The organism is Microbacterium faecale, assembly GCF_014640975.1.
GTDB lineage: Bacteria > Actinomycetota > Actinomycetes > Actinomycetales > Microbacteriaceae > Microbacterium > Microbacterium faecale.
Window position 1 is genome coordinate 782,328 of sequence record NZ_BMHO01000001.1, and the last position, 14,228, is coordinate 796,555.

The 14,228-nt window shown below is 68.0% G+C and carries 13 protein-coding genes; 6 read left to right on the forward strand and 7 right to left on the reverse strand.

Annotated elements, in window-relative coordinates; genetic code table 11:
* Positions 1-13: 13 nt before the first annotated feature.
* On the forward strand, positions 14-706 hold the full coding sequence (locus IEW87_RS03555) for a hypothetical protein (protein ID WP_188710920.1): 693 nt from the start codon (positions 14-16) through the stop codon (positions 704-706).
* A gap of 34 nt (positions 707-740) precedes the next feature.
* Here IEW87_RS03555 and IEW87_RS03560 read toward each other — a convergent pair whose 3' ends face one another.
* Complete coding sequence (locus IEW87_RS03560) at positions 741-1,694, reverse strand: TIGR03617 family F420-dependent LLM class oxidoreductase (protein ID WP_188710921.1); 954 nt, start codon at positions 1,692-1,694, stop codon at positions 741-743.
* Between the two features lie 95 nt (positions 1,695-1,789).
* The gene (locus IEW87_RS03565) at positions 1,790-2,200 is read right to left on the reverse strand and encodes a hypothetical protein (RefSeq protein WP_188710922.1); all 411 of its coding nucleotides are present in this window, start codon (positions 2,198-2,200) and stop codon (positions 1,790-1,792) included.
* Between the two features lie 162 nt (positions 2,201-2,362).
* Between IEW87_RS03565 and rlmN the strand changes: the two genes are divergently transcribed.
* The 5 genes from rlmN (at position 2,363) to IEW87_RS03590 (ending at position 7,568) form a co-directional block, all read left to right on the forward strand.
* Positions 2,363-3,574 (forward strand): dual-specificity RNA methyltransferase RlmN, encoded by a 1,212-nt coding sequence (gene rlmN, locus IEW87_RS03570; protein ID WP_188710923.1) that lies wholly within the window; start codon positions 2,363-2,365, stop codon positions 3,572-3,574.
* Positions 3,575-3,641: 67 nt separating this feature from the next.
* Positions 3,642-4,217, forward strand: coding sequence for a carboxymuconolactone decarboxylase family protein (locus tag IEW87_RS03575; protein WP_188710924.1), 576 nt, complete (start codon positions 3,642-3,644; stop codon positions 4,215-4,217).
* Positions 4,214-5,083, forward strand: coding sequence for an RNA polymerase sigma-70 factor (locus tag IEW87_RS03580; protein WP_188710925.1), 870 nt, complete (start codon positions 4,214-4,216; stop codon positions 5,081-5,083). Before IEW87_RS03575 ends, IEW87_RS03580 begins: the two co-directional genes overlap by 4 nt.
* A 197-nt stretch (positions 5,084-5,280) precedes the next feature.
* Positions 5,281-5,937: a PadR family transcriptional regulator gene (locus IEW87_RS03585; RefSeq protein WP_188710926.1), complete on the forward strand. Its 657-nt coding sequence runs from the start codon at positions 5,281-5,283 to the stop codon at positions 5,935-5,937.
* Positions 5,938-6,062: 125 nt separating this feature from the next.
* A complete protein-coding gene (locus tag IEW87_RS03590; RefSeq protein WP_188710927.1) occupies positions 6,063-7,568 on the forward strand; it encodes a sulfatase family protein in 1,506 nt (501 codons plus the stop codon).
* A 22-nt stretch (positions 7,569-7,590) separates the two neighbouring features.
* Here the strand turns inward: IEW87_RS03590 and IEW87_RS03595 are convergent, their stop codons facing one another.
* The 5 genes from IEW87_RS03595 to IEW87_RS03615 all read right to left on the reverse strand — a co-directional run bounded on the left by IEW87_RS03595 (position 7,591) and on the right by IEW87_RS03615 (position 14,152).
* A complete protein-coding gene (locus IEW87_RS03595) occupies positions 7,591-8,505 on the reverse strand; it encodes a cytochrome b/b6 domain-containing protein (protein WP_229730909.1) in 915 nt (304 codons plus the stop codon).
* A 219-nt stretch (positions 8,506-8,724) separates the two neighbouring features.
* Complete coding sequence (locus IEW87_RS03600; RefSeq protein WP_188710929.1) at positions 8,725-10,638, reverse strand: choice-of-anchor I family protein; 1,914 nt, start codon at positions 10,636-10,638, stop codon at positions 8,725-8,727.
* Positions 10,639-10,903: 265 nt separating this feature from the next.
* Complete coding sequence (locus IEW87_RS03605) at positions 10,904-12,781, reverse strand: bifunctional metallophosphatase/5'-nucleotidase (RefSeq protein ID WP_188710930.1); 1,878 nt, start codon at positions 12,779-12,781, stop codon at positions 10,904-10,906.
* 112 nt (positions 12,782-12,893) lie between these two features.
* Positions 12,894-13,649 (reverse strand): coenzyme F420-0:L-glutamate ligase, encoded by a 756-nt coding sequence (gene cofE, locus IEW87_RS03610; protein ID WP_188710931.1) that lies wholly within the window; start codon positions 13,647-13,649, stop codon positions 12,894-12,896.
* Positions 13,646-14,152 (reverse strand): GNAT family N-acetyltransferase, encoded by a 507-nt coding sequence (locus IEW87_RS03615; protein ID WP_188710932.1) that lies wholly within the window; start codon positions 14,150-14,152, stop codon positions 13,646-13,648. Before IEW87_RS03615 ends, cofE begins: the two co-directional genes overlap by 4 nt.
* Positions 14,153-14,228 lie beyond the last annotated feature (76 nt).

A 14,228-nucleotide genomic window follows, 5' to 3' on the forward strand; every position in this document is an offset into this window, starting at 1 on the left:
GGAGGACTCACTGATGAAGACCCGCATACGATCCTTCGCCGGCCTCTCTCTCGCCGGACTCCTGCTGCTCACCGCCTGCGGGGGCATGGACGAGGCCGCAGAAGAGGCTGTCGATGACGTGCCGATCGATCCTGACGAGATCGAGGAGCTGATCGTCGAGGAAGCCGAATCGGCTAACGAGGACGAGGACGAGGAGGACGACCTCGACGACACCATCCTGCCCAGTTGCGACGAGATCCGCTCGCTTATCGGAATGGACGAACTCGTCAACGCGCCCGGCGACGACGACGAGGAGGACCGCTACGAGAATCCGACGGGCTTCGGCATCAACTGCGCGTGGTTCACTCCGGATACGTTCGAGAAGGCGAATCTCAAAGAGGCCTTTGCCGACCCGGGCGAAGCGCTCAGCGTGTCTCTCCTGATCGAGGAGTCGGTCCTCGACATGGAGGACGCGCGTGAATTCGGCTTCGTTGCGGAGGACCCGCGGCTCGACGACTATGGCGGCTACGTCGACATCTCGCTGATCGGCGACAGCTACGACGTCGACGCGCCGCTGTCACTCGCGTCGCCGACGGTCTACATCGGCCGATTCAGCGCATACATCGCGACGATGAACGGGCTGTTGATCGCCGAGCAGAACCAGCTCACGGAGCTCACCAACAGCTGGGCGATCGATCAGGCGATCGCGATCTATGACTCGCTCTGAACGGCCCCGTACGGCCTGAGGCTCGGCGGCGCGCTCACGGCAGGGCGACGCTGGCGCGCGCCGCGACGGCCCCAAAGCGCTCTGTCAGCGCGTCACGAATCGCATGCGGCTCGCAGAACGTGGCGAACGCGGTCATCATGTCGTCGGTGATGAGGCCGCCCATCTCCGCCCACTCGCCCCGGCGGCTCGCGGCGTGCAGGGCATCGGCGGTGTCCTCCCAGCCATGCAGCTCCATGACCGCGCGATAGGAGGGGGTGGATCCGTAGAACGCGATCTGCTTGCGCACCTCGCGCTCCATATGCGCGCGCTCTGCTGCCGTGGATCCGGTCACGACGAACGGCGTGACGATGACGTCCGTCGCCTCGCGTTCGGAGCGTTGGCGCCCCTCGGCGAGTGCCGGAAGGCTCACCTCGCGCAGGTAGTCGGGCGTCGTGAACGCGTGCGCGATGAAGCCGTCCGCGGCCTCGCCCGCGAGCCGCGTCATCGCTGGGCCGACGGCCGCGAGCCAGATGTCCGGGGTGCCGAACGGATTCGGTCCGGGCGAAAACATCGGCGTCATGAGCGTGTGGGTGTAGTGGTCGCCGCGCACGCTGAGCTTCTCGCCGGTCTCCCACGCGTGCCAGATCGCGCGCACGGCGCCGATGAACTCGCGCATCCGCGGTGCCGGTGCCGACCACGGCATCGAGAAGCGCTTCTCGATGTGCGGCTTCACCTGGGATCCGAGCCCCAGCGAGAAGCGGCCCTCGCCGGCGAGCTGCACGTCGTTGGCGGCCTGCGCGATCGTCATCGGGTTGCGCGCGAAGGCCACCGCGATCGACGTCGCCACGTGGATCCGTTTGGTCGCGCTCGCCGCGAGCGCACTGGAGATCAGGGGATCGTGTGCGAGCTCAGGGAACTGGACGCCGTCGAAGCCGTCGCGCTCGGCACGGGCGGCGGTTTCGAGCGCGGCGGCGGGGGACGCGTCGCGGACTCCGATGTCGAGATGCATGGGATCAGGATGCCGGATGCTGCGCGGAGACGCCGAAGGCGTTGTCTGGCGCGCACAAACGGCGGCCGGACAACGCCCTCGCGTCGAGGGCGGGGTCAGCCGCAGAGCTCCTGCAGCTTCGTGCTGCTGGCCTGGAGGTCCGACGAGATCTCGGTCATCGCATCGGTGTCGATGTTCGTGGGATCTTCCGTGGCGTCCGCCATGACGGTCTGGAACTCCTCGAAGGATCCGTTGAAGTCGTCGAACGCGGCCTTGACCTCTTCGTTCTCGATCTTGTCGCCGGCCTCCTTCATAGCGGCGAGCGTGTCCGCGAACATGTCGGTGGCCGCCTCGGGGTCGGTGGCGACGGACGACAGGTCGCCCATCGCCTCGGTGACGGTGTCGCCCGCAACCTGGCAGGCATCGGCGACGGACTGGCCGCCGGCGGAGCAGCCAACAAGCGCGGCGGGAACGAGAGCGGCGGCGCCGACGAGGGCGAGGAAACGGGCACGGCGAGTGCGGGTCATATGTTTCTCCTGGGATTGCGGGACGCGAGAATGCTCGCCGGGGGAACGAGGGCGGCCGGTGTCCCCCGAACCGGGCACGCCACGAGCACTCTAGGTGAACAATATGGTCGAGTTCACGATGGAGCATGAACTCATTCAGCCCGGACACGTACCGTAGAGACCATGACGACGTCGGGGATCCGCCAGGTCAAGCCCAAGGCCGAGGGGTGGGAGCAGCGCAAGGACGCCGCGGGGCGACCGCTGCTGCAGTTCGCGAGCCCGAAACGGGGCATGCCGCCCGTGCACCTCGCCGACCTCACCCCGGAGGAGCGGGTCGCGAAGGTGACGGAGCTCGGGCTGCCGGGCTTCCGCGCAAAGCAGCTCGCTAAGCATTACTTCGACCGTTACACCCGCGATCCCGAGCAGATGACGGATCTCCCGAAGGACGGCCGTGCAGAACTCGTTGACTCCCTGCTGCCGACGCTGCTGACCGAGGTGCGCCGGTTCACGACCGATCGCGGCGACACCATCAAGTTCCTGTGGCGCCTGCACGACGGCGCTCTCGTCGAGTCGGTGCTCATGCGTTACCCCGGCCGCATCACGCTGTGCGTGAGCTCGCAGGCTGGCTGCGGCATGAACTGCCCGTTCTGCGCGACCGGTCAGAACGGCCTGACGCGCAACATGTCCGCTGCCGAGATCGTCGACCAGGTGGTGCGCGCGAACGAGATCATTGCTGCCGGTGAGCTCGGCGGCAAGCAGGAGGATGACAACAGCGCCGAGCGCGTCAGCAACATCGTCTTCATGGGCATGGGAGAGCCGCTCGCCAACTACAAGCGCGTCATGCAGGCCGTGCGCACCATGGTCGACAAGACGCAGGGCCTCGGGATGAGCGCGCGCGGGATCACGATCTCGACCGTCGGCCTCGCCCCGGCGATCCGCAAGCTGACGGACGAGGACATCCCCGTGACGTTCGCGCTGTCGCTGCACGCGCCGGACGACGAGCTGCGCGATGAGATGATCCCCGTCAACTCGCGGTGGAAAGTCGACGAGGTGCTCGACGCCGCCCGCGCCTATTTCGAACGCACCAGGCGACGCGTGTCGATCGAGTACGCGCTCATCAAGGACATGAACGACCACCCGTGGCGCGCTGACCTGCTCGCCGACAAGCTGCTCGAGCGCGGCCGCGGATGGGTGCACGTGAACCCGATTCCGCTCAACCCGACCCCCGGATCCGTGTGGGATGCGTCGCCGATCGCCGCGCAGCGCGAGTTCGTGCGGCGCCTCAACGACCGCGGCGTCCCGACGACGATCCGCGACACCCGCGGCAAGGAGATCGACGGTGCCTGCGGTCAGCTCATGGTGACCGAAGAGGACGAGCGCGCCGCCGCCGTGTAGCGACGCTGTCACGTTCCGTCGGTGGGCGGTGTCCTATGGGCAGAACCGTCTCTCGAAGGAGTGCAACATGCCCAGTCGATTCCGGATCCCCGCGGCGCGCATCAGCGGCCTCTACGGCGCCCTCATGAAGGCCTACGCGCGCCGCAAGTGGGGGCAGCTGCCCGATAACGGCTACGTCCTCTGGCACAACCGTCGGGTCTTGAAGACGACGCTGTCTCTCGAGGGCCGCGTCGCGAAGTGGAACACGCTGGATCCGTCGCTGTCGTCGTACGCGCAGATGGCGGCCGCCGGCGTCATCGGGTGCAGTTGGTGCCTCGACTTTGGATACTTCGAGGCGCGCAACAACAGACTCGACCTGCGCAAGGTCAGTCAGGTGCCCAGGTGGCGCGACAGTGAGGTGTTCACCGACCTCGAGCGTGACGTTATGGAGTACGCGGAGGCGATGACCGCGACGCCGCCGACGGTTGCCGATGAGCTCAGTGCGCGGCTGCTCGACGCCCTCGGCACGCCCGCGATGGTCGAGCTGACCCAGATCGTCGCCGTCGAGAACCTGCGATCACGCTTCAACGCCGCGGCCGGCCTCGAGAGTCAGGGCTATTCTGACGTGTGCGAGTTGCCCCTCGCGGTATCCTCACCCGCATGAGCGCCGACGAGTTCTCCGCGCATCGCGGCCTGCTCTTCACGATCGCGTACGAGATCCTCGGATCCGTCAGCGACGCGGAGGACGTCGTGCAGGACTCCTGGATCCGCTGGAACGACGCCGACCAGGGCTCCGTGCACGACGTACGCGCCTATCTCGCGCGCATTGTGACACGGCAGGCGCTCAATCGCCTGCGCACGGTCTCGCGACGCCGGGAAGACTACGTCGGACCGTGGCTCCCGGAGCCCATGCTGACGGCGCCCGACATCGCCGACGACGCCGTGCTCGCCGAGAGCGTGTCGACGGCCATGATGCTCGTACTCGAGACCCTCGGGCCCGTTGAGCGCGCGGTCTTCGTGATGCGCGAGGTGTTCGCGTTCTCGTACGAGGAGATCGCGGACGCCGTCGATCGTCGTACCGACGCGGTCCGCCAGATCGCCCGCCGCGCTCGCGAGCACGTCGCTGCACGACGGCCGCGTCGCGAGGTGGGCTCCCGGGAGGCCGCCGAGGTGGTCGAACGCTTCCGCGTGGCCGCCAGTACCGGCGACGTGCAGGGTCTTGTCGACGTGCTCGCCCCGGACGTGGTGTTCCTCTCCGACGGCGGCGGCAAGGTGACGGCGGCTCGACGTCCGGTCGTCGGGGTCGAGCGCGTCATGCGGCTGCTCGAAGGGCTCTTGTCGCAGTACCCGGACAGCGTGCTGCGATCCGCCATGGTCAACGGCGGGGCGGGCCTCACGGTGCACGCCGAGGGTCGGATCGACGGCGCGGTCACGTTCGCGATCGAGTCCGGCCGCATCGCCGCCGCGTACTACGTGCGCAACCCGGAGAAAACTGCGCACCTCACGGATCCGCGCGCGCTCGCCCGCTGACGTCCTACGCTGGTGCCTCGGCGCCCTTCGCGGCGGCGTGTGCGGCGTTCGCGAGTGCCGTGGTGCCGTCATCGGCACGGTGGTTTCTAGTGTTCGTCGCACCGCGGGAGGGTGAATCCGCACTCGTCAGCTCGGCACCGCTGGGGCGCGGGGAACGTGAAGGCGCGTCGGGCGGGTTGCGGCGACGATGCGATACTATGTCACTTGTGGCAATGAAGAGCGGACCCACCGAATCGCTGAACTTTCTCGATTCCGTGCTCCTTGGAGTCCTCGCCCGCAAGCCAAGCGCCGGTTACGACGTCCGCAAGTACCTCGAGAAGTCGGGACGCATATACGGATACGTACCGCAGTCCTCCCAGATCTATCGGCAACTCGCGCGCCTCGTCGAGCGTGACCTGCTCGCGTTCGAGATTGACCGTTCGCGAAGCGGTCCCGACGCCAAGGTCTACTCCTTGACCGGGCGTGGCTGGGGAGCTTACCTGGATTGGGTTGACGCGCCGTTCACGCCGTCGCCTCGCCCGCTCGACGCTCATTTCCAAGTGCACTTTGCGTTCGCCGGGGCGGTTTCGCCAATTGTCGCGCTGCGTCTTGTGGAGACGGAGCTCGCGTTCCGACTCGACCAAGAAGTCGAATGGGACCCGGAGGCGCCCGTTCTCGAGAGCGATCCGCGCACGCCCTTCGCGGAGGATTGGCTCGACGAGATGTCTTCTCTCGGTGACGCGCGCGGAAACCAGCTCGCGAGTTCGCACATCTCCTGGCTCCGCACAACGGCACGGCGGCTGCGTCGCCGCATCGAGCGCACGGGCGCAGTCTGGCCGGATCCGGCATGGGAGAGGTTACGTGGCGGGGCATGAGCCCACTCGATAACTATGTGTAAAGTGATGATCTCAGGGGGCGGTGCGACGGTCCCGATCACGGCGCGGGGCGGGGCGTGCTGGTCTCCGAACATCGCACCGCCAGTCGACAACCAGGAGTGATCGTGCCCAGACCGAACATCATCTTCATCATGTCGGACGACCATGCCGCGCATGCCATTTCGGCATACGGCAGCCGGGTCAACCACACGCCTCACCTCGACCGGATCGCCGATGAGGGCGCGCGGATGGACGCCGTGTTCTGCACGAACTCGATCTGCAGCCCGTCGCGCGCGAGCGTCCTGACGGGCACGTACAGTCACGTCAACGGCGTCTCGTCGATCTGGACCGAGCTGGACTATCGTGTGCCGACCTTCATCGACGCGTTGCACGATCGCGGCTATCGGACGGGCATGTTCGGCAAGTGGCACCTCGGCGAGCACGGTGTGTCGCGGCCGCGGGGCTTCGACGCATGGAAGATCTTCCCCGGTCAGGGCGACTACATCGATCCGGAGATGATCGACGAGAACGGCAGCCACACCGTCACGGGATATGCCACGAACATCGTCACCGACCTCGCTCTGGACTGGATCGACGAGGACAGCGACAAGCCTTTCGTCGCGATGGTGCACCACAAGGCGCCGCACCGTCCGTGGATCCCCGACGAGAAGCACACGCACCTCTACGCGGACGGGAACATCCCGGAGCCCGAGACATTCTTCGATGACTACGCCACGCGCAGCAAGGCAGTCCAGAACGTGCGCATGACGCTCGCCGACGATATGGGATCCGAGGATCTCAAGCAGGACGTGCCCGAGCATCTCCGCGGCGACGAGAAGCGTCGCGAGCGCATGAGCTGGAAGTACCAGATCTACATGCGCGACTATCTGCAGACCGTGCAGTCGATCGACGACAACGTCGGACGCGTCCTCGATCGTCTGGAAGAGAAGGGGATCGCCGACAACACGCTGGTCGTCTACACCTCAGACCAGGGGTTCTTCCTCGGGGATCACGGGTGGTTCGACAAGCGCCTGATGTTCGATCAGTCGCTGCAGATGCCGATGCTGATCCGTTGGCCGGCCGAAATTGCGCCCGGCTCACGGTGTGAGGCGGTCATCACCAACGTGGACTTTGCGGCAACGTTCCTCGACATCGCGGGATTCGACGCCGCTGAGGTTCTCCCGACCTCCCAGGGCCGCAGCTTTCGCCCCTTGCTTCGGGGGGAAGAAGTCGAAGACTGGCCGGACGCGGCGTACTACCGGTACTGGGAGCACGACGACCCGATCCACGGCGCGCCCGCGCACTATGGCATCCGCACCAAGGATCACAAGCTGATCTACTACTACGGCGCCGGGCTCGACGTGCCTGGTGCATCGCGCGAGGTCTACGAACCCGAATGGGAGCTGTACGACCTGAATGCCGATCCGACAGAGGTCGACAACGTGGCCGCCGATCCGGCGTACGCGTCGATCAAGGCCGAACTCGAGACGAAGCTGGCCCAGTATCAGGAGCGATACGGCGACGAGCCGTACCGGGGTCCGGACACACCGCGCCCCGAGTGGGGGCCGTACGACGAAGCGCGCCTCGCACGCGTCGAGGAGTACGTGCGCCGGATCCGCGCGACGAGCTGACCTGTCCGCTCGCCGAGGTGCACTATCGCTTCAGGAGGCGTACGGATCCGAACCACGCGGCCGGCTTCGCGATCCAATCGTCGCGTCGCGCCGCGCGCCATCCGCACACCATGAGGACGACGGTCGCGGCGAAGATCCAGAACCCCCACCAGCTGACCTGGTCGGTGGCCGCGTACATGTGGCTGAGGTTCCGCAAGGCGCCCGTCGCGAGCACCAGACCGACGTGCACGACGACGAACGCGACGAAGAAGAGCATCGTGGGGTAGTGGATCCGCTTCGCCAGCTCAGTGGGGAGGATCCGCTGCCATGCGGGCGAGGTCGGGTAGACCGCGCTGAGTCGGTAGCCGGTGATGGCCGCGAGCGGAGCCGCGACGAACACGATGACGACGTAGCTCAACTGCTGCAGCGCGTTGTAGTTGACCCAGCTGTTCTCGGTCGGCCAGTCGAGCGAGATGTACTGCAGCAGCACCGACAGGGCGTTCGGAAACACATCCCAGTCCGTGGGCACGATGCGCGCCCAGTGGCCGCTGATGAACAGCAGCGCGACGAAGACGACGCCGTTCGCAAGCCACAGGACGTCGACCGCGACGTGCCCCCAGAGCGCGAGCGACATGCGACGCTTCTTTACGCGCGTGGAGGTCCACAGCCCGCCGGCACGCTTCTCCGTGCGCACGCGGATCCCGGTGCGCACGATGAGTACGAGGAAGAAGGCGTTGAGGAAATGGGTCCACGACACGAAGGCCGGGATCCCTTCCGGTGTCGACGCGAGCCGCGGCGCGTCGCCAGGGAAGCGTGTGATGAATGTGGTGAAGAGCTCGGTCGACAGCAGACCCCGCACGACGAAGACGCCGCACCAGGCCACCAACACGAGCGCGGCGACGCCGAACAAGCCGATGAGGACCTGGATCCATGTCGGTCGGGCGCGCGTGTGACTCACTCGATCATTCTTACCGGTCCAGCTCACCCGATGCCGAATGCGGTGACCCGGTGTGACGCTGGATGGCACGGGGAGTGCGAGGACGGACGAGCCAGAATCGCGGAGATGTGTTCGAACCGCGGACGCCTGGCGTGAGCGGCTTGTGCGGGTGATTCCCTGCCGAGCACGGGTGTGGCCGGATCGCGCGCCCGGAGGCGGCGACCCGGCCACGTGTCGCGGTTACGCCGTGCGGCGTGCAGCGGTGATGACGAGACCCGCCGCAATCAGGGCCGCACCGCCGAGGGCGATGCCCCACCCGACCTTGCCACCCGTGGGGGCCAGCGAGTCGTCCTCGTCGTCCGGACGCGGATCCTCGGAGGGCGCGGGTTCGGGATCCTCGGACGGCTCCGGCTCCGGCGTGGGTGCCGGTTCCGCGCCGGGCGCGCCCTCGAGCGCGTACAGCGTGGTCGTCCCCGTGACCTCGTTGCCGACCGCGATCATCGGCACGCCGCTCGGCGAGGCGTCGGCCGCGATGAAGTCCAGGCCCTCCGGCCCGAGGTCGCCGACGGAGTTCACGAGCGCCGCGAGCTCGTCGTCGCTCGCACCGGCCTCGGCGAGCTCCTCGTAGGCGTCCCCGAGGTTCGTGTCGAACTCCCGGTTGTTGATGTATTCGACGTACGTCGGCGCGGATGGATCCGTGATGTCGTAGACGATGACGCCCGACACGCGCTCGAAGCCGATGAACGCGTAGGTGCGGCCGTCGACCTCGCCGATCGTGAGGTTCTCCGGCTCGACGCCCTTCGCGTCGCTGCGGTTCTCGAGCTCGTTGTTGTCGTGGCCCGAGTTGAAGACGAGGGGCGTCGACTCCGCGAGACGGGCGGTGAGCTCTTCGAACTGCGCGCCCGAGTCGAAGACGAGGTCGCCCGACGCCGTGTAGATCGCGAACGAGCGCGCGCCGTACGCGTAGAGCTCGGTGTAGCAGCCCTGGTCCGCGTCGAGGCCCATCTCGGTGCTCACCTCGAGGCGCCCCAGCGCGGCGTCGTCCTCATACCCGGCGAGGTTCTCGCAGAGGGGGCCCGTGCCGGGAGCGTCGTCGGTGCCGAGATCCTTGACCCGCGCGGGCTCGAGGTAGTCGCCCCACTCGCGCGCGTCGCCCTCGTTCGCGGTGACGAGATACGTTTCGCCGTCGACCTGGTACGACTGGATCCCGTCGGGCATCGGCATGCCGTACAGACCCGGGTACGTCGTGATGTTGATGGTCGGGGCGTCCTCGGGATCCCGATCGGACGCGTCGAGGGGCACCTCGCCGCGGTCGATGAACCCGAGTCCCCAGACGTCGGTGACCGTGGCTGTCGCGAGGTCGACCGTGGCGACGGCGTTCGCCTCCTGCAGCGCCGCGTAGGCGACGCCGTCCTGGACCGTGACGTACTCCGGCTCCCAGTTCGTCGAACGGGGCAGATCCTCGTTCAAGATCGGGCCGAACGCGTCGCGCACCGAGGGGTCGAGTTCGGCGTCTTCGAACGCGTGGAAGTCGGCGATGCGGACGTCGTCCTGCGTGGGGGCCGCGAGCCCCGACGGTACGGTGATGACCGCGATCGAGCCCTCCGGATCCGACGAGAAGTCTTCCGCCGGTTCGCCCTCGTTTGCGACGACCGCGTAGGCGCCGTCGGGCGAGAAGGTCACCATGTCGGGCAGGGATCCAACCGTGACCTCGCCGAGCACCGCCGGCGCATCCGCGTTCGCATCGAAGAACAGGATCCGCCCCGGCGCGGTTTTGTCGTCGGCGTTCTCGAGTGCGATCGCGCCGAGGCCGTCCTCACGGATGGCGACGGAGTTCGCGACCCCGCCGTCCGCGCCCACCTGATACAGCTCGGTCATCGCGGCGGGGTTCGACATGTCGATCGCGAAGACGGATCCCGCCGCCGCGTTCACCGAGAAGAGTCGGTTGCCGTGCGCCTGCACGATCTCGCTCGCGCCCTCGTCGAAGATGCCGGTCTCGAAGGTGCCGGCGACCGAGAGGTGGAAGGGTGCGTCGTCGATCGCGTCGTAGATCGGGTCGATGTCGCCGGGCTGCGCTGCGACGGCCACGGCAGGGGCGGCGACGAGCGCGCACGCCGCGCCGGTCGCGAGGAGGATCCGAGGAAGTTTTCGCATGCCCCTTGTCTAAGGGGCGCGGGTGGTCGGCGGATGAACCGCAGATGAACGATCGTCGCCGGGCGCGCGGGTGACGGGCGCCGCGCCGGCCGCATCCGCGGACATGTGCCGCATTCACGGGTCGAGTAGCGCGATGTGGTCCGCGGATCCGGCAATTTTCCGCGCGAAGGGAACGCACGGCTGTCGGGCGAGGCGTGCCGCGACCGGAACGGATGCACGGAGCGGGGCCCGCACCCCGGAGGATGCGGGCCCCGCTCCGTGCAGGTCAGGCCTTGCGGGTCCGTGCGACCAGCACGACGCCCGCGACCAGGAGGAAGGCGGCGCCGAACCCGAAGGCCCACGCCGTGTCGCCACCGGTCGGCGCGAGCTCGTCGCCACCGTCTCCCTCGTCGCCGTCGGGGCCGGGCTCCTCGCTCGGCTGCGGCTCGGGCTCCTCCGAAGGTTCCGGCTCGGGCTCCGGCTCGGCTTCCTCGGCCGGGATCGCGCGACCCATGGGCGACGGCTCGACAAGGTCGTGCTCAGCGAAGAAGTCGACCGTGGCCTCGAGGTCGATGAGACCCGTGTCGCGGAACGGCATCTGCGTGAAGGCGGTGAAGTTGTCGCCGCCCGCGGCGATGAACGAGTTCGTCGTGACCGTGTAGGTCTCGTCCATGGCGAGCTCGGCGCCGTTGAGCGTCATCGACACGATGCGCTCGCCCTCGGCGGCGTCCTCGGCGTACTCGTACGAGAAGCCCTCCGAGATGCCCAGGTGCAGCTTCCCGTCGTCGCCTGGCTGCCACTGCTGCTCGAGCATCAGCTTGATGTCGGCGCCGGTCATCTCGCTCGTGGTGAGCGTGTTCGCGAACGGCTGCACGGCGGCGGCCTCGGCGTAGGTCACGACGCCGTCGCCCTCGCCCACGTCGCTGGACGCGAACAGCAGGTCGTCGCGCAGACCGCCCGGGTTCATGACTGCGATGTCGGCGGGCTCACCGCCGTAGTTGCCGTACTCGGTGGTCGCCCACAGGTAGACGTCGGCAACCGTGTTGCCCATCGTCGACTCGACGCCGCGGTCGTCGCCGGGCACCTCGCCGCCGCGCAGGATGTCTTCGCTGATCGCGCCGACGGGGACGTTGCCCTCCTCGGCGGCCACGGCGACGGCGTCGTCCACGATCGCCTGGATGTCCTCGGCGATCGGGAAGGCCGGCTCGCCCTCGTCATTCGCGAGCGGCACGAGGGATCCTGCGATCGAGATGAGCTCGTTCGTCGCGGCGTCGACCTGAAGGTCGAGCTTCGAGAGCGTGGATCCGTAATCGTTGCCCTGAACGACCGGGCGGTCATTGATCGTGCAGGGGTAGCCCTGATGGGTGTGGCCCGACATGATCGCATCGATCTCGGGGGTCGCGTCGCGCACGAGCGCGCCGAACTCGCTGTCCTCGTTCGCGATCGCCTCGCACACGGAGGCGTCGTCGCCCGAGACCGCGGCTCCGGAGTGCGCGAGCAGCACCGTCACGTCGACGTCGCCGTCGATGGCGGCGGCGACGCGGTTGGCGGCCTCGACCTGGTCGCCGAAGTCGAGCATCGCGACCCCGTCCGGGGCCACGAGGCTGGCGGTCTCGGCGGTGACGGTGCCGATGAAGCCGATCGTGACGCCGTCGACCTCGCGGATCGCGTACTCGCTCAGCGCCGGGTCGGTCGTGCCCGCGTGGTAGACGTTCGCGCCGAGCGTGAGGTCGGCGCCGTAGCCGTCGGCCTCGCCGAACTGCTGGTAGAACGGCTGGACGCGGTCGGTGAGGTCGGCGTAGCCCTTGTCGAACTCGTGGTTACCGACTGCGCTCACGTCCAGCCCTCCGACGGCGAGCGACTGCATCGTCGGCTCGTCCTGCTGGATGAAGGACGTGAAGGTCGAGGCGCCGATGTTGTCGCCGGCGGAGACGAACAGCGTGTTGGGGTTCTCCGACTCGAAGTGGCGCACGGCGCCCACGAGTCCCGCGGCGCCGGCGAGCCCACCGAACGCGTCGGCCTCGAGGCGCCCGTGGAAGTCGTTGATTCCGAGGATCTGGATGTCGGTCGTGTCGGGCTCGGCCGCCGCCAGGGCGGCCTGCGGCGTCAGGAACAGCGCGCCCGCGGTGGCGAGCGCGGCACCGACGCCGATGCTGCGTGTCATACGTGATCGCATTGCGGTCCTTCGAACAGGGATCGACGTGCCCCGGGTTCGAGGCATCATCCACCGTTCTAGCCGGTCCGCGGGCGGGGCGCGAGACCTTCGAGTGAAATGCCTATGAACTCGCCGCGGCGATGCCGTCGGCGTACGCCTCGTCGTAGCCCTTGCGGAACATGTCGGTGGGACCGGTGCGGGGAATCGTCCGCGCTCCGGGGAGGTCGAGGGATCCGACGAGGTCGCCGCGGCCACGCACCACCGCGACGGGTCGTCCGGTCGCCTTCCCCTTGACGAGTTCCGCCGCGGAGCACAGCTCGTCGGCGACGCACGGTAACGTCACGGCGAGCGGCCTGCCCTGGCTGTCGACGGATCCGCGGAGGTCTTCGAACACGTGCACGCCCGCCGCGCCGATCGCGCAGTCGATCTGTCCGTCACGCCACGGGCGGCCGAGCGTGTCGCTCAGCAGCACGCCGATCTCCGCGTCGAAGCGGTCGCGCAGGGCGAGGGCGATTGCGCGGGCCGAGGCATCGGGATCCTCGGGGAGCAACAGCACCGTGCCCTCGGGGGTGTTCGACGAGTCGACGCCGGCGGCAGCCGAGACGATCCCGAGCCGGTTCTCGACGATGCGTGTCGTGCGCCCGGTCTCGGGGTTCGTGCGCGAGGCGACGACGCGCACGGTCTCTGCCGTGATGGCATCCTCGCGGTCGTCGGCGGTCACGAAGCGCCCCTCGGCCTTCGAGACGATCTTGCTTGTGACGACGACGATGTCGCCCGACCGCAGCGGATCCGTCGCGAACGCGTCGCCGATGACCGTCGCGAGATCGGTGCCGGACGTGATCTCGCCGATCCCGTCCGGCGCCCAGACTCTGATCACCGCGAGAAGCGGATCTCAGTCAGCGTCTCGCCGAGGAACGGCTCGGTGCGCTTCGCACCGTCGATCTCGAAGCCGCGCTTGAGGTAGAAGCCGGTGCCACCGGGGTAGTTCTCCGCGATCCAGCCGTACAGCGGCTCGCCGTCGTCGACGACCGCGTCGAACAGGAGGCGGCCGATGCCCTTGCGGTGCCAGCTGTCGAGGAGGTAGACGAAGTAGAGCTCCCGCGGGGCCGGAGCGTCGTCGTCGCGCGCCGGGCCCGAGGCCGCGAAGCCGACGATCTCGCCGTCGACGAGCGCCGCCGCGTGGCGATGTTCTTCCCCGCGATCCGCGTAGTTGCTCCACAGGTCGGCGAGCCTCTTCGGCGAGATCGCCTCGAGCGTGGCGCTGGAGATCATTCCGTCGTACGTCTCGTGCCACACCTTTGCGTGCACGCGTCCCATGTCCGCGGCATCGACGTCGCGGATGGGTCGGACCAAAACATCGAGCTGTGTGTCAGTGCCCATGGCGAGAGCTTAGGCCGGGGCATCTCGGACACGAAATCGTCGGCGATGCATGCCACAATATTCGTGGCGTGCTCGT